Raw genomic sequence first — 26,165 nt, forward strand, 5'->3', positions numbered from 1 at the left:
TAATTGAAACCTAATCTATTTCAAATAACTTTGCCATTCTCTGAATCTGTTTTAGCGATACATGATGGGTATTTCGTTGTGAGCATAGCACCTGATGTGCTGCTGATTTAGGATCGCCAACAAGTACTATTTTTACTTGGTAACCTAACGCTATCGCGGCAGTTTTATACGCTAAATACTCCCAATGACATACATTAGTATTATCACAAAATACCACAGGTTCGGCTCGTGCTAACGCCTCAATGAAGAGACTCAGATTAATTTGATGGTTTTGTGGCAGCTTATTGACATCAAATCGATATTTATCATCGACAAAAAATAGCTTATCTGTTGAGAAGTAGCCTGTTTTCCTAATTCTAGCCGCCACTGCAAGCGGTTGAGACAGAATAAATTGCTCAACCCAGTGGGATTTTCCACTGCCGGGTAAACCGCGCATAATAATCACTAATTTACTGCTATTTTGAGGCTGCTTCACATCACTCATAGGGCTATTGGTTCGCTACCGATAACTTTTCCGTCGAGGATATCGTCAACCAATTGAGGAACGATATCGCCCGCTTTACCAGTAAAATGATATTGAAACTGGCTATGTCTATCAGGCTCCAATAAGTTAACTTCAACCGTTTGTGCCCCATGATGATTGGCACTATCAACAAAACCTGCGGCAGGATAAACCGTTCCAGAGGTACCAATTGCGATAAATAAATCACATCGATCTAAAGCGTCATGAATTCTATCCATGCCAAAGGGCATTTCACCAAACCATACAATATGAGGACGTAAACGTTTAGCCGGAATACAACAGGTACAGCAGTTATCTGGCCCAAAGGGCTCGCGTAGTATAAATGTTTGTAATGATTTTGGGCACCGACCTTTATTTAGCTCACCATGCATATGGAGCAAGCGTCTTGAGCCTGCGCGCTCATGTAGATCATCCACATTCTGGGTAATGACCAATATATTACCATCAAATGCTTGCTCTAACTTTGCCAAAGCATAGTGTGCTGGATTTGGCGAGACTTCGTCAGAATGCAATTGCTGCCAACGGCTACTATAAAAACGCTCGACTAGTTCGATATCATTCGCATAACCTTCAGGTGTGGCAACATCTTCGATTGAATGTTGTTCCCATAAACCGTTTTGATCACGAAACGTTTTTATGCCTGACTCGGCAGAAATGCCTGCGCCGGTTAATATCACAATATTCCGGTACATGGATTTTCCTTATAATTATTAGCGTTGCTTACTACTTAATATTGAATAATGGGTTATAAGCTGCAAATTGTCATGAATAAGATTCCAGCTAACTCATATTTGATTAAGTTCCATAATATCAAGTGTCACCAAATCAAGACAAATCATCAATAATCCCTTAGTATAAGTAAGCTTAATATCACTCATTTAACAAGCGATTTCGAATAAAACAGCGTCTTTTTCGTAAATAATCAGCAATAACATTCATAATGTAATTTAAGAGGTTTAAGTTTTTAAATTCAGCACATATAATGGGGTAACATCCACGGACGAACCAATTGGTTCTGCAATCAAGAGATTAGCAATGACAGATGGAAATCAAGCGCTTAAAAAAGCCGGATTAAAAGTAACCCTGCCGCGCGTCAAAATTCTAGAACTGATGCAAGATCCTGATAATCAGCATATTAGTGCTGAGGATTTATATAAAAAACTATTAGAAATTGGAGAAGAAATCGGTTTGGCTACTGTCTACCGGGTTTTAAACCAATTTGACGATGCAGGAATCTTACATCGGCATCATTTTGAAAGTGGCAAAGCCGTTTTTGAGATGTCGACTCAAAAGCATCACGATCATCTAGTTTGTTTAACTTGCGATAAAGTAATTGAGTTTTCAGACGAAATTATTGAACGTCGTCAAGATGAAATTGCAATGCGTCATAACATTAAATTGACTCATCACAGCTTATATTTATACGGGCATTGCACTAACGATACCTGTGACCACGCTGACCAATAGCATTAAACTAACAGATAATAGTTATTAGATAATCAAAAACCAGCTAATCAAGCTGGTTTTTTATTGAAAAAATACAGTCAAATTATAAAGTACGTTGATATACATGAACCTTATGTCCCATATAATCACTTTGTTCAACTATCGACATGTTTAATTTTTTAGCCACACCTTCTGAAGCTACATTACCATGCAATATCAAGGCGATAAATAAATCTATATTAAACTGAGTTTTAAAAGTATTAACAGTAGCTTGTGCCGCTTCAAAACCAATACCTTGTCGCCAATATTCAGGAAAATAACGATAACCTAGCTCAACTTTATTAAACTCTGGTAAAAACTTAGGCCCACAAAAACCGATCACTTTATTATCTTGTTTGTGCTGCACTGCCCATCGACCAAAGCCGTATTTTGCATAGTCGGTCAAAATCACATTATTAAAAAGCTCTGTCGCTTGAGATTCTTCAGTTAGCGGCTCCATTGGAATATAAGTCAGCATTTCTTTTATGCTGTTCATCATAAACAGTGCGGGAACATCAGCCTGTGTAAATGGCCTGAGTATAAGTCTTTCTGTTTCAGTAATTATGTCGGTAGTGCCAACCATGATGCAGCGTCCTTGTTATCGTTATATCAATTTAACGGTCATGGTATCAAAAAAGGTGGCTTGAGATTAAGCTATTTTATTGATTTTATTAAGTAGTCTCATAAGTTCTTGTTGTTCATCAAGGGTCAGTAATGCAAGATATTGCTCATTAACCCATTCCGCTTCATGCACTAAATCTTGCTCTAACGCCTTACCATCATCGGTTAAGTAAATCTGAAATGCACGGCGGTTATCCGCTTCTTGATGTCGTGTAACTAAACCCTGAACCTGAAGTTGATCTAGTAAACGTGTCATAGTGTAGTTGGCAACGTCACAGCGTTTAGATAATTCGGTCTGGGTTAAGCCTTCTTCTTGCCAAAGAGTAAATAATACAGGCCAAAGCTTAATATCAAGCTGATAACGTTTTAATCGAATATCTAACTCTTGCTGCAAAGTTAAATTTAGATGTGATACTAAATAGTTTAGACTTTCAAAGCGTTTCAATTTAGACCTCCTGACTGCTTCAATGTTGATTTTTTGTTTTCAACGACAACTGATAGTGAGTCAAATTTATCTGTAATGCCTAGATGCAGACTTCATTAAACATACCATTATCTACGTTAAAATCGACAACTTTAGTCAAAAGTTAAAAACTCATTAATGTATCTGTAGTAGCAAGCTCGACTTAATGTACCTGTTAAGCCTCTTGGCAATCTCACTGTAATCTCTTGCTCTGTAACAATTATATCCAACTCGCTAACGACAAATTGCGTATCTAAATTAGAAGTCACATGAAATTCTTGATTAATTTTAACCACATCTACCAATAAAATTGGCCAGCGCTCAATGCTGACCCTCACCTTTTCAACAGGTGTAATGAGTAAATGCTCATCATTAATACAATGAAGTATATGACTAAACATTCGAGCAAACTTTGTAGGAAGTGGGCTTTGTTGGTATTGCCAGACACCATCAGCTTGAATATGGAAAAGAGCTTGCTCACTGCAAAGTTGCACGCCATCTTTGTGGGTGAAACTTTGCATTTGACTTGAAATATTGTTGTGTGTGCTACTCATCATATTCCTGAATAAATTATTCTTGCGTCATTAAGGCTAATAATGCTTCGATTGGGTGTTTAGGTTTAAACTTAGCAAAACGCTTAACCTGACTGCGACAAGAATAACCTGAAATCAGTATTTGGCTTTTATCTGCAATTTTATCAATGCTGGATTGCCAAGACATTTCAAATAACTGCTTGGAACGCTCGAGATTGTCCATTTCATGGCCATAAGTGCCCGCCATACCACAGCAGCCTAAATTCAGGCTTTCAATACTCGCCCCAAAGTGAGCAAATATCGCCTGCCATTCTTTAGCCGTATTCGGTTTTGCGGTCGATTCTGTACAATGACTGAACCAAGTAAACGCTTTTGGCACGTCACTTTGGCTTGCAGGAAATTGTTTAATTACAGTCATCAGCCATTCATTAGCCAATTTCACCTCAAAATTACCACGTCCCTGTCCAAGTATTTCTTTATACTCATCGCGATAACACAGTACCAATGCTGGATCGAGTCCGACCATAGGCATGTTGAGTGAGTGAACCTTATTTAAAAAGTCAGCACTATGTTGGGCGGTTTTGGCAAACTTAGTTAAAAAACCCTTAATATGGCTAGGTTTACCATTAGGTTTAAATGGTAACAACACAGGTTTTAAGCCTAATTTTTCAATCAATTGAATAAATCTGAATACAATGTCGGCATCATAAAATGTATTAAATGGGTCTTGAACCACCAATACATATTGATGACGTTCTGCTTCAGGTATGGCATAAAGTGCATCTAAATCGTAGCCACGGCTAGGGTGGCCATCTAAACGTTGTTTAAGAGTGGGCACTGACAATTTGGGGGAATCTACATAGCCAATTGTTTTTTTGATCACCCACTGACTAACTGGATTTTGCGAGGCAAAGTTGGTGACTTTAGGTATAGCAGCCATTAACGGTAACGCATCTTCAATGCCTGCGACGAGATAGTCTTTAGCTGGCCTTAAATAACGCTTGTAATAAATATCGAAAAACTGAGCTCTAAATTTGGGCACATCGACTTTAACAGGGCATTGGCTGCTACAAGCTTTACAGGCTAAACACCCTTTTAGCGACTCCATCACTTCATGGGAGTAATCATAATCACGTTTGGCATTTAACGTATTTTGAGTGCGCTGCAAAAGACTATAAGGTTTTGACTTTGCGAGTTCATTTACATCTACACCTTCAGCTTCAAGCAATCTAAGCCACTCACGCATTAAACCTGCACGGCCTTTAGGCGAGTGAATTCTATCTCCGGTTGCCTTAAATGATGGGCACATTGGTGAGTATGCACTGTAGTTAAAACAAAGCCCATTTCCATTACAGTTAATCACATCAGGAAAAGCATCACGCACTTGTACGGGGATCTGCCTATCAAAAGTGCCCCGTTTAGTACTATCGACATTAAACAACAATGGCCCCGATTTGGGGGGGGCGACAAGTTTACCTGGGTTGAGGCGATTATCTGGATCAAATAAACCTTTAACTTGCTCTAGTACTGAGTAAAGTTCATCACCAAAGACATCGGGACCATATTCTCCACGAACTCCTTTGCCGTGCTCGCCCCACATTAATCCGCCATATTTAAGAGTTAATGCTGCCACTTGATCAGAAATTACTTTTAGCAGTTTTTCATCGGCCACATCACACATATCTAATGCGGGCCGAACATGTAATACACCTGCATCAACATGACCAAACATACCGTATTGCAATTGATGTTCGTCTAAAAGAGCGCGAAACTCCATAATGAAATCAGCGAGGTTTTCTGGCGGGACGGCTGTGTCTTCAGCAAATGCGATAGGCTTTCTATTGCCTTTGGTTGCACCCAATAAACCAACCGATTTTTTACGCATAGCATAAATTTGTTCAATACTGGCTTTATCACTGGTGACTTGATAACCCACTAAACCATAAAGGTTACTGTTTAATTGCTCAGTTAATACAGTTTCTAACTTAGCAACTTTTTGTTGGACTTCTTGGTCATCACCGGCAAACTCAACCATATTGAGGCCTTCAATGACTTTGTTCGGCACATCTTTAATAAGATCAGCGACTGAATGCCAAATAATATCTTCACGCGCTAGATTAAGTACCTTGGAATCCACGGTTTCAACAACGGTAGCCTTAGCCTCAACTAACGAGGGTGCGTGACGTAAAGCGGATTCAAAAGAATCATATTTTATATTGACCATCATGCGGGTTTTCGGCAGAGGCGTAATATTTAGTTTCGCTTCAGTTAGAACCGCTAGCGTGCCTTCTGAACCAGCTAAAATTCGTGATAAATCAAATTCTGTTAAATCCTCATTCCAAACGTGCTTTAAATCATACCCAGTAAGGAAACGATTAAGTTTTGGGAATCGATTTTCGATTTGGGTGCGTTTTTCAAGGCAGGTTTCAGCAATGCGAGCAATAATGGTGTCAGCCAATGGATTATTAGTCGCTGAAACTTGAGTGTCTTGTGCACTAATTGGTTGAGTTTCAAGTACGCTGCCATCAATCAATACGCTGGTTAACCCCAAAATATGATCTGACGTTTTGCCATACACCAATGAACCAGCCCCAGATGCATCCGTACTAATCATGCCACCAATTGTTGCACGGTTGGAAGTCGATAAATCAGGGCTAAAAAAGAAACCATGTGGCCGTAACGCATCGTTGAGGGCATCTTTAATCACGCCCGCTTGTACCTTCACCCAACCTTCCTCAACATTCACCTCTAAGACTTGGTTCATATGACGTGAAACATCAAGAATTAAACCATGGGTTAATGATTGGCCATTAGTACCAGTACCACCACCACGAGCACTAAATGTGACAGCTTTAAACTCTGGTTTTGCCGCTAAAGTCAGGACAATTTCAACGTCTTTTTGACTCGATGGATAAACCACTGCTTGGGGAAGAAATTGATAAACAGAATTGTCTGTAGCCTGTACTAATCTAGCTGAGTAGCGTTTGTCTATTTCACCTTCGAAGTCACTTTGTTCTAACGCATCTAAATACGCTAAATAAATGGGCTCTAAGGTTTGTTTATGTGATAGCAAAGGTAACATGGCTGACGTCTATTTATTATTAGTTGTCAGCCATTATAAACAAAAAAAAGCCGCTACAAAGCGGCTTTTTAAACAACTTGATAAAAATGCATGTTAGCTAGCAGAACTCTTCATTATGCCGCTATCCATTTAATCAATTCATAGGTTTATGCATGCTCTTTAGCAAGGTATAACCAAGTATCAATCACAGTATCAGGGTTAAGGGATACAGTGTCGATACCCTGCTCAACTAACCAAGCTGCAAAGTCAGCATGATCTGATGGACCTTGACCACAAATACCGACATAAGCCCCTTTTGCTTTGGCAGCTTTAATTGCCATTGCCAGTAAGGCTTTAACGGCATCGTTTCGTTCATCAAATAAATGACTGATGATGCCAGAGTCTCGATCTAAACCTAAAGTCAACTGAGTTAAATCGTTTGAGCCAATAGAGAAACCATCAAAATACTCAAGGAACTGATCTGCTAATAGCGCATTTGACGGTAATTCACACATCATAATGACACGTAAGCCGTCCTTACCACGCTCTAATCCTTGCTCTTTAAGCAGTTCGATAACTTGAGACGCTTCGCCTAATGTACGAACAAATGGAATCATCACTTCAACATTGGTTAAGCCCATTTGATTACGAACACGTTTAATCGCTTCACACTCTAACGCGAAACAATCGCGGAATGATTCAGAGATATAACGGCTTGCACCACGGAAACCCAACATTGGGTTTTCTTCTTCTGGTTCATAATGTTCACCACCAACTAAGTTTGCGTACTCGTTAGACTTAAAGTCTGACATACGTACAATCACTTTTTTCGGGTAGAACGCAGAAGCAATCGTGGCAATACCTTCAACCAAACGGGCAATATAAAACTCAACAGGTGAATCATAACCTGCAATCATCTCATTGATTTCAGTTTGTAATGCCGCATCTTGTTGGTTGAATTCAAGTAACGCTTTAGGGTGAATACCAATCATACGGTTGATGATAAACTCTAAACGAGCAAGGCCAACACCTTCGTTAGGTAAACGCGCAAAGTCAAATGCTCGGTCTGGATTACCTACGTTCATCATAATTTTCATTGGTAAGTCTGGTAGCGAGTCAACACGATTAGACACCACATCAAATTCTTGCTTACCAGAGTAGATTAATCCTGTGTCACCTTCAGCACATGACACAGTCACTATCTCACCATTTCCAACTAAATCCGTTACGTTGCCACAACCTACAACGGCTGGAACCCCAAGCTCACGGGCAATAATTGCCGCATGACAAGTACGCCCACCACGGTTTGTCACAATTGCACTGGCACGTTTCATGATAGGTTCCCAATCAGGGTCTGTCATATCAGTTACCAGTACATCACCCGGTTGGATTTGGTCCATATCGTCAATTGATGCCAATACTTTAGCGACACCGCTACCTATTTTGTGACCAATTGCGCGACCTTCGCAGATCACATCACCTTTAGTTTTTAAATGATAACGTTCAATTAACTGAACATCTTCACGACTACGAACCGTTTCAGGACGAGCCTGAACAATATAAAGCTTGCCGTCGTTACCATCTTTGGCCCATTCGATGTCCATTGGACGGCCATAATGCTTTTCAATTACCACCGCTTGTTTAGCAAGTTCCATCACTTCAGCGTCATTGATGGAGAATAAACGTCTTTGTTCAGCAGGCACATCTTCAATCTTAACTTGTTTACCGTGTGACGCATCGTCAGAGTAAACCATTTGAATTAACTTGCTGCCGATATTGCGGCGCACAACGGCTTGGTGCCCTTGCGCTAAAATTGGTTTATGAACATAAAACTCGTCAGGATTCACTGCGCCCTGTACTACCATTTCACCTAAACCGAAAGAAGACGTGATAAACACCACATCATTATTACCTGATTCAGTATCCATGGTGAACATCACACCAGATGAGGCTTTGTCTGAACGTACCATACGCTGGATACCGGCTGATAAAGCAACGCCTTGGTGTTCATAACCTTGGTGTACACGATAGGAAATTGCACGGTCATTAAATAGCGAGGCAAATACGTGCTTAATCGCTAAAATAACAGCATCGTAGCCTTTAACGTTTAGGAAGGTTTCTTGTTGTCCCGCGAATGAAGCGTCTGGCATGTCTTCAGCAGTAGCAGATGAACGCACTGCAAATGAAGCATCTGAGGTTTCACTAGCCAACTGCTCGTATGCTTCACGAACTGCGGCTTCAAATTCTGGTTGGAACGGGGTATCAATTACCCACTGTCTTATCTGTGCACCTGCTTTCGCCAGCGCGGTTACATCATCTACATCTAAGGTTTCTAGCAGGTCGTAAATTTTTTGATTTACACCACTTTGTTCAAGGAATTCATTAAACGCATGAGAGGTAGTTGCAAAACCACCAGGTACTTGAACGCCTGCATTGGCAAGATTGCTGATCATCTCTCCAAGGGATGCGTTTTTGCCGCCTACCTTGTTTACATCACCCATGCCTAATTCTTGATACCAGAGTACGTATTGCTGCACAGTTTTATCTCCGCAAGTTTTTTATTTCAGTGGCCACTTCACATGAGGGCAACGGCATTCTACACTCCCCAATAACACTCGTAAATCTATAATTTTATTTGTAATTTTATTACTACAAGAGGTCATAATGGCACCAAAAGTATTTTATATCTCAGATGGGACGGCGATCACAGCAGAGGTTTTTGGGCATGCTGTACTTTCGCAGTTTCCCATTAAATTTGAAGCACTTACTATTCCCTTCGTAGAAACCCTGCAACGAGCAGAAAAAGTGAAACAACAAATAAATGATTGTTTTATTACAACAGGTGAAAGACCTTTGGTTTTTCATTCCATTGTGAATCCTGACATTCGCAACGTTATTTATTCATCGGAAGGGATGGATTATGATTTTTTAAACACCTTTGTTGCGCCATTAGAACAACATTTGGGTGTTGAAGCTAAACCCGTTTTGCATCGTACCCATGGTAAAGCCAATCACAGTTATGAAGCCCGAATAGATGCAATTAACTTCTCAATGGAAAATGATGACGGCCAAACCATGAAACATATGGATGAAGCCGACATTATTTTACTCGGGGTTTCGCGTTGCGGAAAAACACCATCTAGTCTGTATTTATCGATGCAGTTTGGTATAAAAGCAGCCAATTACCCATTTACTGAAGATGATATGGATAATTTAAAGTTACCAGAGGCATTAAAACGTAATAAATCGAAGCTGTTTGGCTTAACCATCGACCCGATGCGCTTACATGAAATTAGGCAAAGCCGCATGGAAAATAGTCGTTACTCATCACTAAGACAGTGTCGCCTTGAAGTGAAAGAAGTCGAAATGCTCTACAAAAAAGAGCGAATCCCGTTTGTAAATACCACCAATCACTCTGTTGAAGAAATTGCCACAAAAATACTCGACATTACCGGATTAGAGCGCCATATGTTTTAAGCTGTTTGATTTTATAAACAATCTTTTATGCACTTTTTGACCACGAAACCAACTGATAAATAGCATGCTTTCGTGGTCATCAAAATCACAATGTTGTAAACATGGCGTAACTTCAATAATTTTCAGCAATCGTCAAGGCGCTAGACTCGCAAAAGTCGACCATTTGGGGTTATAATCAGCACTATTATGATGCATATAAGCATCTCACGATTTAGCGGTAATATGAATGACCATCAAAACAGACGAACTTCGTACATCCCTTTTATGTAAGGTAATTTCTCCTGCGCAACTTGCGTCTGAATACCCTCTTACTCAAGATGCCGCAGACTACTTAGTGCAGCAGCGTCGTGAAGTTGAAGCCATTATTTCAGGCGACGACCAACGCTTATTGGTCATCATAGGCCCATGTTCAATTCATGACACCAATGCGGCACTCGATTATGCTCAAAAATTGGCAAAACTACATAATGAATTGAAAGATGATTTATGTATTTTAATGCGAGTTTATTTTGAAAAGCCGCGGACTATCGTTGGCTGGAAAGGCTTAATTTCTGATCCTGATCTTGATGGCAGCTTTAGCCCGAATAAAGGCTTGCGTATGGCGCGTCATTTATTACAACAAATCACCGAGCTCAAATTACCCATAGCAACTGAATTTTTAGATATGGTTAATGGACAATATATTGCCGATCTCATCACTTGGGGCGCGATTGGTGCACGAACTACTGAAAGCCAGATCCACCGTGAAATGGCATCTGCTCTCTCTTGTCCTGTTGGCTTTAAAAATGGTACCGATGGCAATATCAATATTGCAGTTGATGCCGTTCGTGCAGCTCAAGTTCCCCATATTTTCTACTCACCAGACAAAGATGGTGCGATGGCGGTTTACCGAACCCATGGGAACCCGTTTGGCCATATTATTCTGCGTGGTGGTAAACAGCCTAATTATGAAGCAAAAGATATCGAATCTGTGCGCGCTCAGCTTGAAAAAGTGGGAATTTCACAGCGCATGGTAGTCGATTTTAGCCATGGCAATAGCCAAAAGAATCATAAAAACCAACTCAAAGTGGCTGATAGCATTATGAGTCAACTGCGTGCGGGCTCAACTGCTGTGGCGGGGATTATGGCAGAAAGCTTTATCATTGAAGGTAATCAAAAAGTGGTTGAAGGTAAACCACTAACCTATGGCCAAAGCATTACTGATGCCTGTCTGCATTGGGAAGATTCAGAAAAATTACTCCGTGATTTAGCACAAGCATCGCGTGACAGAAAAGCGATTCTGGCTGCCAAGTAACAAATCCTGCTCAAGAGGCAAGCGAGTTCTTAGCCTTCAAGGATGACTTGCAATTTGAGTTAACCTTCTCAGGGCGTCTTTACTGACGCTCTTTTATTGCTTTTATTTTCTTTCCAGTCGCCATGGTTATCCTGTTTAAGGTAGCTAGTGATGTTCAAAAGCCAATCAAAGCTTGATGTGCTTGGCTGCTGATTGCGCATTAGCATTTGCCAAATAGGGTACGTACCCTAAAAATGGCTCACTGATCAATGATTTTAGGCTAATAAGGTTTGCTTCAATTTCACACATATTAGGATCAACTTGGTTAGCCACCCAGCCAATTATATTCAGCCCATCGGCTTTGATTGCCTCAATGGATAATAAAGCATGATTTAAGCAACCCAGTTTCATACCAACCACTAAAATAATACCAACATTGATGGTGTGATCATCTTGCTGTATTAAGGCATTTAATTCTCGCACACTATCAGATAGATACTCACCATTACCTAAGGGTAATCGCCATCCACCAGCACCTTCTATTAATGCAAAATCAGCAGCTAATAGCGGCGAAGCCACAAGGTGATCTGTAACCACTTTGGCTGTTAGCGAAACGCCCACTTTTTGGGCGGCGATATGGGGAGCGATGGCAGGTTTAAAGGAAATTGGATTAACCTGTAAATAGGATAATCCCATATTTGATTGCGCCATCAGCGCTAATGCATCAGAGTTACGCAAACCATCCACAGTTTGCTCGCAGCCTGATGCAATAGGTTTAAAACCGCACTTCTTTCCCGTAGCGTTATGTAGCAATGCAGATGAAATAAGGGTTTTACCACTGTCAGTGTCGGTTCCGGTTACAAAAACAATCATTATCTCTCCTTGCACTTTTGAGCATGAATAAACGCGATTTGATAAGTTAATGGAATGCCCTTCTCGGTGCGCAAGCGTTGAGCTAACAGCAACTTTTGTTCCCATTGAGATTTAGTTAGCACAGTCGATGGTTGGTTAAGGTTTAGTTGATTTAGCGCATTCGGTGCTGAAGCCCCAACACCTTTTATGGAATAAAGTAAGCTACGTAAATCGTCAAAATATACCGTTACCGCTTCTATTTTGGCATCATTTATTAGCCATTTATCGCTCTTCATTTGAGATTGATCATCGATTTCGGCAATCCCAAATGCCCTAAGCATAGAGGGTAAACTTAAAAACTCATTGGTTCTAAAGCCTAATGTGGTTAACTCGGGTAAGCTACCTTGGGCAACAATCGCTAAATGGCAGCTGCCAGTCACTTTTAACACCCGGTGCAACTGATGAATAGCTTGTGCAAAGTCTTGACACCATTGCAAAGCCAAATTGGAATAAACACTATCTATCGAACTGGAATCAAAACTTAATGCTTGTACATCACAGCACAGAGTTTGATAGTGCGGATAATCGTGTTGCACTTGGGTTAGCATGCCTGGCGCAATATCAACTGCGGTGACTTCGGATATCGCATCAAAATGCTTAAAACAAGTGCCAGGGCCACAACCAATATCAGCCAAGTGACCATGCAGCTGTGCGTGTTTAAGTAAACTTGCTGCAGTCAATCGTTGCAGGACATCATGCTGCTTATAATGCTTTGCCGCATTCGAGAAAGTATTGGCAACCGTTTTATCTAACATCTTATTTCTCTTAATAGATTTGCGGTTAATTATTGATTTTTAGAGTAAACCAGCACTGTGCAATTGCGTTGCTAACTTATTCACTAAATCCGTAATTTGCTGCTGAGTGTGGTTAGAATTTATGGTGATCCTAAGCCTTGCACTGCCTTTGGGCACAGTCGGTGAACGTATCGCGCCAACAGAAAATCCGTCTTGAGCTAACAGAGTCGCAATGGCCATGGTTTGTTGATTACTACCAATAATCACCGGCTGAATTGCCGTGATTGACTCACTCAATGCAATACCGGCATTTGTCGCCAATTGCCTAAAAAAATAAATATTATTATTCAATTGCTCAAGTCGTTGCGGCTCAGACTCAAGCAGATTAATAGCCGATAAGGCAAGGTAAGCATTAGCAGGAGACAATGCGGTTGAATAAATATAGTGTCGTGAATTTGCGACTAAATAATCAATCACATGTTGACTGGCTAAAATAGCCGCCCCTTGACAACCTAATGCTTTACCAAATGTAACCACTTGAATATCCACAAAAGATGCATTGCACAAAGTGTGATTAACAACCCCAAAGCCATGGGCATCGTCAACAATTAACCAAGTGTTATATTGCTGACAAACATCACTTAATTGCTTTATCGGGGCACAGTCGCCATCCATACTAAAAACGCTTTCAGTCACTAAAGCACTATTAGGGTGTTTTATGACCAACCTAGTGGCGCTATCAATATCATTATGCACAAAGCGAGCTAATTTTGCGCCGCTGCTCTGAACGCCATCAATAATGGAGGCGTGAACTAATTTATCCGCAATAACGGTATCGTGATGGGTAAATAAGGTTTTCATTAAGGCATTATTAGCGCTAAAGCCGGAGCAAAATAACATACAGGCTTGATGCCCTGTTACCTCACACAACTTTTGCTCTAATGCTTGATGAGCCTTACTGTAACCACTGACTAAGGGCGATGCTTTGCTGCCAACGCCATGAAGCTGTGCACCCTGATACAGTGCTTGGGCTAATAAAGGCTCGCTTGCCAATCCAAGGTAATCATTATGACTAAAATCCACGATGCCGACACCATCATGAATCTCACATGACAAACGTCTACTGCGAACTAACCCTTGTGAATTAAGCTCAGCCATTTGCTGAGCGATTCTGGTCGATACTGGATGCGACATAATGTTAATAATCGTAATGTTTAAACAAACTAAAGCGCTGCAGCATCGTAAAACTGTTTAGTGGCCTTATCTTGTTTAGCACTTGCCTTTGCGACTAAATCACTATCCTGCTCTATAGTGGCTGATGGGCCTTGTTCAGGATGTAGGCCTAAGCGTTTAAATAATGTCATATCATCATTTTCTTCTGGGTTTGGTGTCGTTAATAATTTGCAACCGTAAAAAATTGAATTCGCTCCCGCAAAAAAGCACATTGATTGCAATTCATCACTCATATTTTCACGCCCAGCCGATAAACGCACACGGGATTTAGGCATAATAATTCGCGCTACCGCAATCGTACGTACGAATTCTAGCGGATCTAAATCATCGAGTTTTTCAAACGGTGTACCCGCCACTTTGACCAACATATTGATTGGCACTGAATCTGGGTGTTGCTCAAGGTTAGCCAGCTGTTGCAATAAACCAGCACGATCTTGTGCTTTTTCGCCCATACCTACAATGCCCCAGAACAGACCTTCATGCCTGATTGACGAACGTTGGTTAAGGTATCAATCCGGTTTTGATAAGTACGAGTGGTGATCACATCGCCATAATATTCAGGCGAGGTGTCTAAGTTATGGTTGTAATAATCTAATCCCGCTGCGGCCAATTGATCAGATTGCTCTTTTGACAACATGCCAAGGGTCATGCAAGTCTCCATCCCCAACGCTTTGACATCTTTTACCATTTGAGTCAAATATGGCATGTCGCGATCTCGTGGATTACGCCATGCAGCTCCCATACAAAAACGGGAAGCGCCTGCTGCTTTTGCGCTTTTTGCTTCGGTGATAACCTTTTCGATTTCCAGTAAACGTTCTTTTTCAAGGCCGGTATCGTAACGAGCACTTTGAGGACAATATTTACAATCTTCCGGACAAGCACCTGTTTTAATTGATAATAAACGGCTTATCTGGACTTCGTTAGGATCAAACGTCTCACGATGAATACTATGGGCTTTAAACAGCAAATCATTCATTGGCAGCGCAAATAACGCTTCAATTTCTGCTTTTTGCCAATCATGGCGAACTTCTGCTAACGACATTGATTTTTCCTTTATTTTGATTTTCTGTTGGCTAGCATACCTATAGCCCGTAAACTGTCAACGCAGCCAACCCAACAAACTTTACTAACGGTTAATTTATGAGCAACTCAATTTATCCTCCATCATTGTCATCAACCGCGTCAAGCCAGTCGATCGATTATGGGTTTGATAGTGAGCACATTTGGCACCCTTACACTTCAATGACTCATGCACTACCGGTTTATGGCGTGGTATCGGCAAGAGATTGTGAATTAACCTTAGATGACGGTCGTACTTTAATTGATGGTACTAGCTCTTGGTGGGCGTGCGTTCATGGCTATAGCCACCCTGTTATATTAGCGGCAATGCAACAGCAACTCACACAACTGAGTCATGTGATGTTTGGCGGTATTACTCACCAGCCAGCCATTGAAGTCAGTAAGTTATTAGTTGAAATGACCAGCCCAAATTTAACCAAGGTATTTTTTGCTGATTCAGGCTCAATCGCTGTTGAAGTCGCCATTAAGATGGCGCTGCAGTATTGGCAAGGACAGGCGAGCAATAGCAAAAACAAATTGATGACCGTTAAACGCGGTTATCATGGAGATACCTTCGCTGCCATGAGTGTTTGTGACCCTGAAGGTGGGATGCATACTATGTTTGGCCAGAATGTGACTCAGCAAATCTTTATAGATGCTCCTAGCACTGCGTTTGCAGATAGAGAATTAACTGAAACGGATACTATGGCACTAGAGAAGGCTTTTGCGACTTATCATCAAGATGTGGCGGCAGTGATCATTGAACCCATCATGCAAGGCGCGGGAGGAATGCGTTTTTATGCACCTGCCTACTTACAAAAACTGCGACAACTATGTGATAAGTATCAAGTGCTATTAATTTTAGATGAAATTGCCACAGGTTTTGGCCGCACTGGTAAGTTATTTGCCTATCAACATGCCAATATCACAGCGGATATTTTATGTTTAGGAAAAGCATTAACCGGCGGCTATATTAGCTTAGCGGCGACATTGTGTAGTGATGAGGTAGCAAAAGGGATTAGTCAATCACCCGCTGGAGTATTTATGCATGGGCCTACTTTTATGGCAAATCCGCTGGCATGCGCAGCAGCTCAAGCCAGTTTAAACTTGATTAAGCAAAATCAGTGGCAGCAGCAAGTAAGCCAAATTGAAACCCAATTAACAAGCGAGTTAGCTAATGCCATCACATTACCGCAAGTCAAAGACGTCAGAGTATTAGGCGCTGTTGGCGTCATTGAAATGCATCAACAAGTTGATACTGCTAGCCTACAGCAAGCATTTGTTAATTTAGGAGTATGGATAAGACCATTTAGCAACCTCATCTATATCATGCCGCCCTATACCATTTCATCTTGCCAACTCACACAACTCACTCAAGCTATGAAAACCGTTGCTAAAAACATCAATGCTAATAATAGAAATATCAATTTCATTAGCCATGGCTAAATAGAGTCAGATTTAGCAAACTTGAAGCATCACTCACCACCAAAAGCTGAACATTTATTTTGTTTGGCTTGTTACGTTTTCTAAAACACTTAACGAGTTTAAGTTTGGCCAGCTTCGCGAGCACATCGTCTCAATATGGGTTAGTCGCTTTACCTGCTTGATTTCATCCAAGATAGCGGTTTAATTTTTTCAAACAGATAAAATTAACTGAAACAAAAATCCATTTAAGTGGATGTAAAACTTGCTTAATTCAACATAGTCACTCAAAGTTAATCTAGATTAATTTGGCCAAAGTGACCTATGATTCAACTTCCTAAATTTAAAGTCGTCTCAAAATTAGCCGCAGGTGTTTTCTTATCAGGTGTACTCATCACAACACTTGTTACCTATTGGGCGAACCACAACAATCAAAAAACCATCCTGTCTGCCCTAGAAGACGCTGCCCATGATGTTGAATATCGAGTGGATGAACGTTTCACACTTTATCAATATGGTTTACGCGGTGCTCGTGGCACAATTTTAACCGCTGGTGAGCATGCTATTAGTCGAAAACGGTTTCAACGATATAGTCAGTCTAGAGATGTTGATATTGAATTTCCTGGTGCACGAGGTTTTGGTTTTATCCGCCGAGTATTGCCTGAGCATGAAGCCGATTTTATAAAGCGAGCCCAATTAGATGATTGGCCTACATTTGCAATACGTCAGCTAAACCCTCACGATAACGAGCGCTATGTTATTGAATACATTGAGCCAGTCGAGCGTAACTTAGCCGCAGTTGGGCTTGATATTGCATCAGAAGTCACAAGGCAGACTGCCGCTTATGCTGCGATTATTTCGGGTAATGTACAAATTTCAGGCCCTATCACCTTAGTGCAAGCAACCGGTAACCCTCTGCAATCGTTTTTAATTTTGATGCCGATTTATCGTACCGCTAGCACACCAGCAACAGAACAAGAGCGGTTAGCACAAGCTTATGGCTGGAGTTATGCTCCTTTGGTCACTAACGAGGTGTTAGCTGACTTAGGACTCTACAAAAGTACAACTAAATTAATCTTAACTGACGTAACCGAAGAGCCGGTTAATTTTTACGAAACCCACCTTGGTGACAATCACACACTTCGTCCAGAGAAGATAATAAAATCATTTGATGTTTTTGGACGTCAATGGCAAATCTCTTTACAACCTTACCCTAGCTTTTTGAATAATTTAAACCTAGTACCGACAGAGCTAATTGCGATTAATGGACTATTTGTTAGCTTATTATTAACCATTTTAGCTGGACTATATGGTTATCAAAACCACCGAAAAAAACTGATACAAGCTGAAAATGCTAGGCGAGCCAACATATTAGAACATTCTCTTGATGCCATTATTAGCTATGACAGTGAAGGCATTATTACGGGCTGGAATAATGGCGCAACACAAATTTTTGGTCATGAAAGTTCATCAGCCATTGGTCAAAATGGTATCAAACTAATTTGCCCAGATGCATTGCAATTAGACGAGGAACATCTTTTTAAGCGCGCCTTGAAAGGACAACCGGTTCTTAATCATTTATCAACCCACGTAGATCACAATGGTACGGTATTATTTACCAGTAAAACGGCCATGGCGCTATATAATGAGTCGGGTAAGATCGTTGGCGTTAGCCAAACCATCCGAGATATCACCGCAGAGCACAATGCTGAAGAGCAAATTCTTGAATTAAATGCAAATCTTGAACGTAAAGTTGCCATTAGAACGCAAGCGCTAGAACAAGCACTGTCAGAAAATAAAATCCTACTGGACACCATTAATCAACAACTGATGTATTCAGTCACTGATAACCAAGGTCGAATATTGGAAGCGAATAACAACTTTTGCACCACCAGCGGTTATCAACATAATGAAATCATGGGAAATTCACACAACATCATCAAATCTGGTGAGCATGATCAATTATTTTGGCAAACGCTTTGGCAACAAATTCAATCCGGAAAACCTTGGCATGGTGAAATTTGTAACCGTAATAAACAAGGGGAACTGATTTGGTTTGATACTGTCATTGCGCCCATTTTCAATGAACAAAATGAGATAGAACGTTATGTATCGCTGCAAACTAACATCACAGAGCGAAAACTATTTCAAATACAAAAAGACGAACTCGGGTCATTACTCACTAATTTGATGGATGCGGCAACCGAGGTGTCGATTATCGCCACTGATGAACGAGGAATAATTACCTTATTTAATCGTGGTGCCGAACTATTAACCGGATATCAACAACAAGAATTAGTGGGTAAAACAAGCCCGGCCCTGTTACATGTCGCTGAAGAAGTTGAATTAAGAAGCCAGCAATTAACCCAAGAATACGGTGTTGAAATTAGCGGATTCGAAACGTTCATTTATAAAGCCCGTACAAGCAAACCAGAGACCAGAATATGGACTTATGTGCGTAAGGATGGTTCAGAGTGCCAAGTCTCTTTATCCTTCACGGCCATGCGAAGCCATAATGGAAATATTCTTGGTTATCTGGGTATCGCAGTGAATATTGACTTAATGCTTAAGCAACAAGACCAATTAATTGCAGCCAGTAATCAACTAACCAAAGCAGCAGAAGTCGCAGAACTGGGTGTTTGGGCGTGGGATTTAGTGACCAATGAACTTGAATGGAACGATCAAATGTTCGCCATTTATGACTACCCTTTATCACTTCGAGAGCAAGGATTAACTTATCAACATTGGGGTGAGCGAGTACATAAAGATGATATCGCAGCAGCAGAAGCCAAGTTGAAAGCGGCTGTTGAAGGTCAGCAAGTTTATGATCCTATTTTTAGAGTGGTCACCTCAACGGGATCGGTACGTTTTGTGCAGGCTGGTGCACAAATCAGCCATGATAAATTTGGTCGCCCAATTAAAGTAGTGGGAATTAATCGAGATATCACCGCACAGCGAGCATTGGAACAAACTTTACGTTATGCCAAAGAACAAGCTGATGCCGCCAGCGCCGCTAAATCGGCTTTTTTAGCTAACATGAGCCATGAAATTCGTACTCCCATGAATGCTGTATTAGGCATGCTGCAATTAATCCAGCACACCAATATGACCACACAGCAGATGGATTACATACTCAAAACAGAAACAGCAGCAAAATCTTTGTTAGGACTATTAAATGACATTTTAGATTTTTCCAAAATAGATGCCGGTAAGCTTGAACTTGATATACATGCATGTGAATTTGAAAGTTTGCTCCGCGAGCTGGCTGTGGTGCTTTCTGCTAACATGCATAACCCCAATATTGAAGTCGTGTTTGATATTGATCCTAACATTCCAACCACCTTGCAAATCGATCAATTACGCTTAAAACAAATTTTGATTAATTTAGCCGGTAATGCATTAAAGTTTACCCAGCATGGTTATGTATCAATCAGTATTAACACCTTGGCACAAATAGATGACCAAATTACCTTACAATTTAGTGTTAAAGACACAGGCATTGGCATTAATCCTGAACATGTCGATAAGATTTTTCAGGGCTTTGTACAGGCAGAATCTTCAACGTCAAGGCGATTTGGCGGCACGGGGTTAGGACTGGCGATCACCAAACGCTTGGTGGAATTAATGGGGGGTGAGTTAAAGGTAATCAGCCAATTACATCAAGGTAGTCAATTTACCTTTAATTTAACCTTTACCGTCTTATCAGATATCAAACCAATTACAGTCAACAGACTAGACCAAAAAAGGCTGCTATTAGTTGATAGCTCAGACATGTATCGTAATACCACCGTTAACATTCTTACTCAAGCAGGCGCAGACACCATACAGGCATCTAACGGAACCGAGGCCATTTCAATCTTTAAACAAGCGCTTTGTTCTGAGCATCCGATAGATGCATTGTTAATAGATTGGCAAGCAATAGTCGCCGATGGACAAAATACAATTGATGCTATCAATGAACTTGTGCCTAGCAAACAATTACCCACCATCATTCTAACGGCATTTGAACAACAGGCTCAGGATGAAATACTACAATATAATCCTTCAGCTTACTTTGGCCACTTAAGTAAACCTTTTACTAGCCGATTATTATTAGAGAAAGTACACAATGCTATAGAAGGTAAAGTATTTGCTATTCAAAACAATCTCTCAAGTGTAAAAACACTAATGGATACTCATGTACTGGTAGTTGAAGATAATCAATTAAATCGACAGGTAATCAAAGAATTACTCACTCTTCAAGGTGCTAAAGTCATATTAGCAAACGGAGGAATTGAAGGTGTAAAACAAGTACTTAATCCATCTAACGCCTTTGATATTGTGATTATGGATATGCAAATGCCAGATATGGATGGTTTAGAAGCAACCCGACAAATTCGAGCCAATGGTCATAATGATTTACCCATTCTTGCAATGACAGCGAATGCATCCCCAGCAGATCGTGATGCCTGTATCGCTGCTGGCATGAATGATCATATTGGCAAGCCCATTGATATGCAAAAAGTCATTCCTTGCATGTTAAAGTTACTTGGGCGCGAAACATTAGCAAGCTCTTCAGCCGCACCTACAGAGTCGAGCACGAACATCACTCAAGCCGAGCCAGCGGTTCTAGAATCAACTGAATCTATATTAAAAAGATTTGGTGGTGAGCAAGATTTTGTCATCGAGGTTATTCAATGTTTTGAAAGTGAAATTGTTGAATTGCTAGCATCTTTAGCCAGCGCACTCACCGAAGACAACACGGGCAATATCGTCAGAATTGCGCATACAATTAAAGGTACTGCGAGTAATTTGGGCGCTAAGAGTTTAGCCTTTCATGCAGAGAAACTCGAACAACAAGGTAAATATTTTATAGCTACCGAAGATAAACAAATCTGGTTAGATAAACTTGAGCAATTACTAAACGATAGTATGAAGATGTTTAATATTGCCTTTCCAAACGTTACAAAAAGTGAAAACACAGCAGTGCCCACTGCAGGCCCTAAAGAGACACTGATTTCGCAAACTGATATTAATCAACAAATGATAAAATTAATTACCTGTTTGACCGAACAAAATTTAGATGCCTTAGATGTTTTTCAAGATATTTTCACTCAAGTTAATGCAACAGAAACGTGGTTAACACTTAAGAATCAGATTAATAATCTAGATTTCAAACAAGCAATAGTCACAGCAAATAAGATTATAAAAGGGAATAAATAATGGATATTTCTGACTTACTTATTTCCCAGCGAGAAGTAAAAGGGAAAATTTTAATTGTTGATGATCAGATTATTAATATCAAAATTTTAAGGCAGTTACTGCATGATGATTATGATATTCATATGGCCAAAGACGGTCATCAAGCATTAGAGATGTGCTCAAGTGTAAAGCCAGATCTGGTATTACTTGATATCGAAATGCCAACCTTAAATGGCTTTGAGGTATGCCGCGAGTTAAAAAATAACCCAAAAACAACGGACATTGCCGTTATCTTTATTACAGGCCATTTCGACGAAGAAAAAGAAGTCCAGGGTTTTCAATTAGGCGCGGTGGATTTTATTCATAAACCGATTAACCCGATTATTACCAAAGCCAGAGTAAAAAATCAGTTTATGCTAAAACGTCAAAATGATTTATTACTTAAATTTGCTTTGTATGATGGATTAACGGGCATTGCCAATAGACGCCACTTTGAGCAGCGATTTTCCGAAAATTGGCGTTTGTGCGCGCGCGAACAAAAACCCATATCTCTCATCATGTTAGACATTGACCAATTTAAACAATATAACGACCATTATGGCCATCAGCAAGGAGATGACTGCTTGCTTAAGGTCGCTAAAGCCCTAAGTGATACCGTTAACAGACCTTTTGATCTCGTCGCCCGCTACGGAGGAGAAGAATTTATATGTATATTACCAAACACCACATTTATTGGAGCTCAACATATCGCACAAAAAATAATCGCCAATGTGCAAGCGATTAATATTCAGCATGAATACTCCAATGTGGCCAAACATGTAACAATTAGCGCAGGTGTTGCCACCACAATACCTGAACAAGAACATTTACATGACCTGTTGATTGAATTAGCTGATAAACAGCTTTATATCGCCAAAAAACAAGGGCGCAATCAAGTTGCTGCATTTGAAGTGACGAATATATCGATTGATTGACCTTGCTAGTCCAACAACAAACTCAGCTTTTTGGCTGAAACATTACTCAGGCTCATCTTCTCTTACACGCCAAAAACTGGCAAATCGTGGAATACCATTTTTAGTCAGTCCTAGATAATAATAGCTAATTGTTGAGCCGATTGGCGGTGGGTTTCTGCGCTGGTCATCACTAAATCCGCTACCAATTTCAAATTGCTTTCCATCTGGCATTTTTACGACTAATGCCCCAAGTTGGCCGCGATACTTCCCTTTCCCTTGTTGGTATCCAATTACAAGGGCTTCGGCATCATATTTAGGTTTAAGTTTTACGATGTTGCTACTGCGACCAATATGGTACTTCGCCAGCTTGTAATGCAGCATTAACCCTTCCCCTCCTTTCTCAATCACATTATCTAAAAGAAGATATAACGCTTGCTCAGTGTCTAAAGAGATTTGTGAAATGGCAGTTAAATAAATGGATGATTGTGCGTAATGTTGAAGTTCAATATAACGTGATTCAAAACTCGCATTTGACAAAGGTAGATCAAACAGCATAAAACGCACCTTCTGCCATTGGTTATCATCAGCTTGTTGACGCCTAACAAGTGCTGAAATGGCCTCGAATTGGCCCCTTCCTAACCATAATTCACCTTCTAAAGCGACATTGGGAAAATCTTCGCTGAACCATTTGGGTACGTTAATAACCTTTCCAGCACGTGTGAGTAGTTGCTTTCCGTCCCAATAACCACGAACACCATCAAGTTTTTCACTAATTAAATAATCACTTACTGCATGTTGTTTGTCTTGATACTGCTTAGCTAATTGAATTTGAGGCTTGTCTGCTGCAAACGCGATGTTAGCGCTGACAAAATTGAACAATACGAGTAATACTAAATAAAACCTAACCATAAAATGTGAGATATTCATACGCAATCCTTTGCTGTGGGGTTATTGGCTGTGGTTGAAAATGCCGCTCGCATAACAAAACGAACAGATTAACTAACCAGTATAAACTGAGCTATTTGATGCAACTCATTGACATCTATGATTAACAGCAACCGTGATAAATGCCATAATCTGAGTTTGATAAAGATAGTACAAAATTTTCCACAAATTATAAAAACAACAATGTAGGCAAAAATGAAACCAGAAAATAACCATGGCATTAAGCGCGTGATTCGTGCAGCAGGCTTTTCTCTACAAGGGTTAAAATCCGCTTGGCGTGATGAAGCAGCATTTAGGCAAGAGCTTGTTTTAGCAGCAATCATGTTACCCATTGCGCTTTATGTTGATATCAGTATCGTAGAACGTCTGATACTCATTTTTGGTATTTTTTTAGTTCTGATTGTTGAGCTACTTAACTCAGCAATTGAAGCGGTAGTTGACCGTTTTGGTAGTGAAATTCATCCACTTAGTGGTCAAGCTAAAGATATTGCCTCGGCAGCAGTGATGCTGAGCTTAATTTTTTGTGGCATCTGTTGGGCCGCGATTCTTGTGCCGAAATATCTGATGTAGATGGCATGGTTATGCCATCTCTTTGACCAATATCACAAACTCTGGAGTAATTGCAGGGCTTGTTTTATTTGAGCTCCTCTTTCATTACTCGCCCAATAAGCTGCATAAATATTCCTAGAAATAATTTTTGCATCTGTAACAACAAATAATTGCCGACTTTCTAAATAAGGTTGCACAAAGGTTTTTGGTAAAAACGCACAACCACAATTATTAAGCAAAAAATCTAATGCCATGCGGGCTGAGCTGGTATGCAAAACAGGCACGGGTAACATAGTAAAATCCTGTGCATGGGCAATATTAAAAGCGGTTCCCCAATCTACCTTGATATAATTTAACTGACTAAGATCGGTTAATATTGCATTTGGTACTTGGCTGACTAAGCATAACTCCACATCCATCAATTTAACAATTTCTACATCATCAAGTTTTGGCGGGTCAAAGCTAATCGCAATATCTAGGGTTCTTTCTATTAACTGTTTAGTCATCACAGGCAAAGACAAGACTTCGGTTCGCAGTGATGTTCCCTTTAAGCCAGAATGTAACGCTTGAAAAAAATATTGTAAGTAGGTATCCCAAATATTATGGCCCGTTCCAATAGTCAATTGTGACAATTGACTTTGATGCAAACTAATATCTTGTTTTGCTCGTTCCCATGCATTTAAAACAGCTTCAGCATGGCCAAGCATTCGCTCGCCAGCGGGTGTCGGTTGAATGTTATTACGCAGCCTTTCAAACAATTCAACACCGAGAATGGTTTCCAATTGCTTTACTCGAAAACTCACCGCACTTCGAGTCAAAAACAAATTATCTGCTGCTTTGCCAAAATGCCTTGTACGTGACACCTCTAGAAAAGTTTTGAGTAAATCCGTATCCATAAAATTTGTTCACCGAAATGGTCAAAATATTTTGATTTTAAAAAATGCAATCCTGACCAATACTCCAATTAAATCGCCAGTTAGCAATCTGTCGTGCAATTAACGTTACTTTACAATCAACTACTCTTAAAGGTAAAGGCCATGTCACAGCAATCATATACCAATGCAACACAAAGTATTGACGCTATCGCCAATGGCAGTCAAAGCTTCGTCAGCACAAAACGTTTTTTTGATGATATACACTTCCCTAAAGGGTTTAAACGTTGTGGAGACTTTACCAACAAAGAAGCAGAATTGCTTGAAATACACGGACATGCTTTAAAAAATCTCTCAGAAGGAACTCAGTTGCCTTGCTCGCCTGATGAAGATCAATTCGTAAAGGTTGCCCAAGGGCTATTATCCCCTATGGCGCCAATGGAGTTATTGTGGGCCAAATATACCACGTTAACCAAAGGCAAACCATTTTATGCTGTTGTCGGCACTATTCATATGCCAACTCAATCATCAAAAGTTGAAATTGAAATTGATTTTGATGATGTAGAGGATGACCCTGATGAAGAGGTAACTGAAGAGCAATAACAATAATTTGATAGATTAATTCAAATATTGTTACCCTCAAAACGTTTACACGACAAAAAAGAGCCTGCTGGCTCTTTTTTCATTCATAGCAAGACTCACTGCGAGAAATAGTTACGGCACCAACAATAAAGCTTGATTTAGCGCAATAAAATATGACAAAAAAATTTACATTTGGTTACACGGTGCTAACATGTGTTTGCAAATTTCTTCCGGGGTGTTTTGCTAAGTTCAGCAGCTACGTTATCGCTAATCAACGATAAAAATGA

20 protein-coding genes and 1 pseudogene are annotated in these 26,165 nt (G+C 40.3%); 8 read left to right on the forward strand and 13 right to left on the reverse strand.

What is annotated here, in order from left to right; genetic code table 11:
• Positions 1-10: 10 nt before the first annotated feature.
• Both HBH39_RS10075 and cobB read right to left on the reverse strand, forming a co-directional pair.
• Positions 11-484 (reverse strand): AAA family ATPase, encoded by a 474-nt coding sequence (locus tag HBH39_RS10075; protein WP_167677901.1) that lies wholly within the window; start codon positions 482-484, stop codon positions 11-13.
• Positions 481-1,215 (reverse strand): Sir2 family NAD+-dependent deacetylase, encoded by a 735-nt coding sequence (gene cobB / locus HBH39_RS10080; protein ID WP_167677903.1) that lies wholly within the window; start codon positions 1,213-1,215, stop codon positions 481-483. The genes HBH39_RS10075 and cobB overlap by 4 nt, the downstream gene beginning before the upstream one ends.
• 343 nt (positions 1,216-1,558) lie before the next feature.
• On the opposite strand from cobB, the gene fur reads away from it, so the two are divergent.
• A complete protein-coding gene (fur, locus tag HBH39_RS10085; protein WP_167677905.1) occupies positions 1,559-1,990 on the forward strand; it encodes a ferric iron uptake transcriptional regulator in 432 nt (143 codons plus the stop codon).
• Between the two features lie 82 nt (positions 1,991-2,072).
• Here the strand turns inward: fur and HBH39_RS10090 are convergent, their stop codons facing one another.
• The 5 genes from HBH39_RS10090 to ppsA all read right to left on the reverse strand — a co-directional run bounded on the left by HBH39_RS10090 (position 2,073) and on the right by ppsA (position 9,223).
• Positions 2,073-2,573: a GNAT family N-acetyltransferase gene (locus HBH39_RS10090; RefSeq protein WP_167680039.1), complete on the reverse strand. Its 501-nt coding sequence runs from the start codon at positions 2,571-2,573 to the stop codon at positions 2,073-2,075.
• A gap of 84 nt (positions 2,574-2,657) precedes the next feature.
• Entirely contained in the window at positions 2,658-3,074 is a 417-nt protein-coding gene (locus HBH39_RS10095) for a MarR family winged helix-turn-helix transcriptional regulator (RefSeq protein ID WP_167677907.1), read from the reverse strand.
• Between the two features lie 131 nt (positions 3,075-3,205).
• On the reverse strand, positions 3,206-3,646 hold the full coding sequence (locus HBH39_RS10100) for a DUF1285 domain-containing protein (protein ID WP_167677909.1): 441 nt from the start codon (positions 3,644-3,646) through the stop codon (positions 3,206-3,208).
• A 16-nt stretch (positions 3,647-3,662) separates the two neighbouring features.
• Positions 3,663-6,707, reverse strand: coding sequence for a D-2-hydroxyglutarate dehydrogenase YdiJ (gene ydiJ, locus HBH39_RS10105; RefSeq protein ID WP_167677912.1), 3,045 nt, complete (start codon positions 6,705-6,707; stop codon positions 3,663-3,665).
• A gap of 146 nt (positions 6,708-6,853) precedes the next feature.
• Positions 6,854-9,223, reverse strand: coding sequence for a phosphoenolpyruvate synthase (ppsA, locus tag HBH39_RS10110; RefSeq protein ID WP_167677914.1), 2,370 nt, complete (start codon positions 9,221-9,223; stop codon positions 6,854-6,856).
• Positions 9,224-9,350: 127 nt separating this feature from the next.
• Here ppsA and ppsR point away from each other — a divergent pair, with 127 nt between their 5' ends.
• Both ppsR and HBH39_RS10120 read left to right on the forward strand, forming a co-directional pair.
• The gene (ppsR, locus tag HBH39_RS10115) at positions 9,351-10,163 is read left to right on the forward strand and encodes a posphoenolpyruvate synthetase regulatory kinase/phosphorylase PpsR (RefSeq protein WP_167677916.1); all 813 of its coding nucleotides are present in this window, start codon (positions 9,351-9,353) and stop codon (positions 10,161-10,163) included.
• Positions 10,164-10,389: 226 nt separating this feature from the next.
• On the forward strand, positions 10,390-11,457 hold the full coding sequence (locus HBH39_RS10120) for a 3-deoxy-7-phosphoheptulonate synthase (protein ID WP_167677918.1): 1,068 nt from the start codon (positions 10,390-10,392) through the stop codon (positions 11,455-11,457).
• Positions 11,458-11,622: 165 nt separating this feature from the next.
• Here HBH39_RS10120 and bioD read toward each other — a convergent pair whose 3' ends face one another.
• From bioD to bioB, 4 genes and pseudogenes are all read right to left on the reverse strand, one after another.
• Positions 11,623-12,306, reverse strand: a complete 684-nt coding sequence (gene bioD, locus HBH39_RS10125) for a dethiobiotin synthase (protein WP_167680040.1) — start codon at positions 12,304-12,306, stop codon at positions 11,623-11,625.
• 2 nt (positions 12,307-12,308) lie between these two features.
• Positions 12,309-13,103, reverse strand: a complete 795-nt coding sequence (locus tag HBH39_RS10130; protein ID WP_167677920.1) for a methyltransferase domain-containing protein — start codon at positions 13,101-13,103, stop codon at positions 12,309-12,311.
• Between the two features lie 39 nt (positions 13,104-13,142).
• Positions 13,143-14,276, reverse strand: coding sequence for an aminotransferase class I/II-fold pyridoxal phosphate-dependent enzyme (locus tag HBH39_RS10135; RefSeq protein ID WP_167677922.1), 1,134 nt, complete (start codon positions 14,274-14,276; stop codon positions 13,143-13,145).
• A gap of 29 nt (positions 14,277-14,305) precedes the next feature.
• Positions 14,306-15,357 (reverse strand): annotated as a pseudogene (bioB, locus tag HBH39_RS10140) (biotin synthase BioB).
• Between the two features lie 98 nt (positions 15,358-15,455).
• Between bioB and bioA the strand changes: the two are divergent.
• The 3 genes from bioA to HBH39_RS10155 all read left to right on the forward strand — a co-directional run bounded on the left by bioA (position 15,456) and on the right by HBH39_RS10155 (position 22,951).
• The gene (gene bioA, locus HBH39_RS10145) at positions 15,456-16,820 is read left to right on the forward strand and encodes an adenosylmethionine--8-amino-7-oxononanoate transaminase (RefSeq protein ID WP_167677924.1); all 1,365 of its coding nucleotides are present in this window, start codon (positions 15,456-15,458) and stop codon (positions 16,818-16,820) included.
• A 300-nt stretch (positions 16,821-17,120) separates the two neighbouring features.
• The gene (locus tag HBH39_RS10150) at positions 17,121-21,998 is read left to right on the forward strand and encodes a PAS domain S-box protein (protein ID WP_167677926.1); all 4,878 of its coding nucleotides are present in this window, start codon (positions 17,121-17,123) and stop codon (positions 21,996-21,998) included.
• Positions 21,998-22,951 (forward strand): diguanylate cyclase domain-containing protein, encoded by a 954-nt coding sequence (locus tag HBH39_RS10155; protein ID WP_167677928.1) that lies wholly within the window; start codon positions 21,998-22,000, stop codon positions 22,949-22,951. The genes HBH39_RS10150 and HBH39_RS10155 overlap by 1 nt, the downstream gene beginning before the upstream one ends.
• Positions 22,952-22,993: 42 nt before the next feature.
• Here HBH39_RS10155 and HBH39_RS10160 read toward each other — a convergent pair whose 3' ends face one another.
• Positions 22,994-23,857 (reverse strand): DNA ligase, encoded by an 864-nt coding sequence (locus tag HBH39_RS10160; RefSeq protein ID WP_167677930.1) that lies wholly within the window; start codon positions 23,855-23,857, stop codon positions 22,994-22,996.
• A gap of 213 nt (positions 23,858-24,070) precedes the next feature.
• Here HBH39_RS10160 and HBH39_RS10165 point away from each other — a divergent pair, with 213 nt between their 5' ends.
• Positions 24,071-24,445, forward strand: a complete 375-nt coding sequence (locus HBH39_RS10165; RefSeq protein ID WP_167677932.1) for a diacylglycerol kinase — start codon at positions 24,071-24,073, stop codon at positions 24,443-24,445.
• 32 nt (positions 24,446-24,477) lie between these two features.
• Here HBH39_RS10165 and hdfR read toward each other — a convergent pair whose 3' ends face one another.
• A complete protein-coding gene (gene hdfR, locus HBH39_RS10170) occupies positions 24,478-25,320 on the reverse strand; it encodes an HTH-type transcriptional regulator HdfR (RefSeq protein ID WP_167677934.1) in 843 nt (280 codons plus the stop codon).
• Between the two features lie 141 nt (positions 25,321-25,461).
• On the opposite strand from hdfR, the gene HBH39_RS10175 reads away from it, so the two are divergent.
• A complete protein-coding gene (locus HBH39_RS10175; protein ID WP_167677936.1) occupies positions 25,462-25,899 on the forward strand; it encodes a DUF413 domain-containing protein in 438 nt (145 codons plus the stop codon).
• Positions 25,900-26,165: the final 266 nt, after the last annotated feature.

This window comes from Shewanella aestuarii, from assembly GCF_011765625.1.
GTDB classification, from domain to species: Bacteria; Pseudomonadota; Gammaproteobacteria; order Enterobacterales; family Shewanellaceae; genus Shewanella; species Shewanella aestuarii_A.

Excerpts from the sequence above, each read along its gene's own strand:
- HBH39_RS10100 (WP_167677909.1), bottom strand. The coding sequence starts at position 3,646 with ATGAGTAGCACACACAACAATATTTCAAGTCAAATGCAAAGTTTCACC.
- ydiJ (WP_167677912.1), bottom strand. The coding sequence starts at position 6,707 with ATGTTACCTTTGCTATCACATAAACAAACCTTAGAGCCCATTTATTTA.
- HBH39_RS10130 (WP_167677920.1), bottom strand. The coding sequence starts at position 13,103 with ATGTTAGATAAAACGGTTGCCAATACTTTCTCGAATGCGGCAAAGCAT.
- HBH39_RS10155 (WP_167677928.1), top strand. The coding sequence starts at position 21,998 with ATGGATATTTCTGACTTACTTATTTCCCAGCGAGAAGTAAAAGGGAAA.
- HBH39_RS10165 (WP_167677932.1), top strand. The coding sequence starts at position 24,071 with ATGAAACCAGAAAATAACCATGGCATTAAGCGCGTGATTCGTGCAGCA.
- HBH39_RS10135 (WP_167677922.1), bottom strand. The coding sequence starts at position 14,276 with ATGTCGCATCCAGTATCGACCAGAATCGCTCAGCAAATGGCTGAGCTT.
- ppsR (WP_167677916.1), top strand. The coding sequence starts at position 9,351 with ATGGCACCAAAAGTATTTTATATCTCAGATGGGACGGCGATCACAGCA.
- hdfR (WP_167677934.1), bottom strand. The coding sequence starts at position 25,320 with ATGGATACGGATTTACTCAAAACTTTTCTAGAGGTGTCACGTACAAGG.
- bioA (WP_167677924.1), top strand. The coding sequence starts at position 15,456 with ATGAGCAACTCAATTTATCCTCCATCATTGTCATCAACCGCGTCAAGC.
- HBH39_RS10120 (WP_167677918.1), top strand. The coding sequence starts at position 10,390 with ATGACCATCAAAACAGACGAACTTCGTACATCCCTTTTATGTAAGGTA.
- HBH39_RS10175 (WP_167677936.1), top strand. The coding sequence starts at position 25,462 with ATGTCACAGCAATCATATACCAATGCAACACAAAGTATTGACGCTATC.
- HBH39_RS10075 (WP_167677901.1), bottom strand. The coding sequence starts at position 484 with ATGAGTGATGTGAAGCAGCCTCAAAATAGCAGTAAATTAGTGATTATT.
- HBH39_RS10160 (WP_167677930.1), bottom strand. The coding sequence starts at position 23,857 with ATGAATATCTCACATTTTATGGTTAGGTTTTATTTAGTATTACTCGTA.
- fur (WP_167677905.1), top strand. The coding sequence starts at position 1,559 with ATGACAGATGGAAATCAAGCGCTTAAAAAAGCCGGATTAAAAGTAACC.
- HBH39_RS10150 (WP_167677926.1), top strand. The coding sequence starts at position 17,121 with ATGATTCAACTTCCTAAATTTAAAGTCGTCTCAAAATTAGCCGCAGGT.
- cobB (WP_167677903.1), bottom strand. The coding sequence starts at position 1,215 with ATGTACCGGAATATTGTGATATTAACCGGCGCAGGCATTTCTGCCGAG.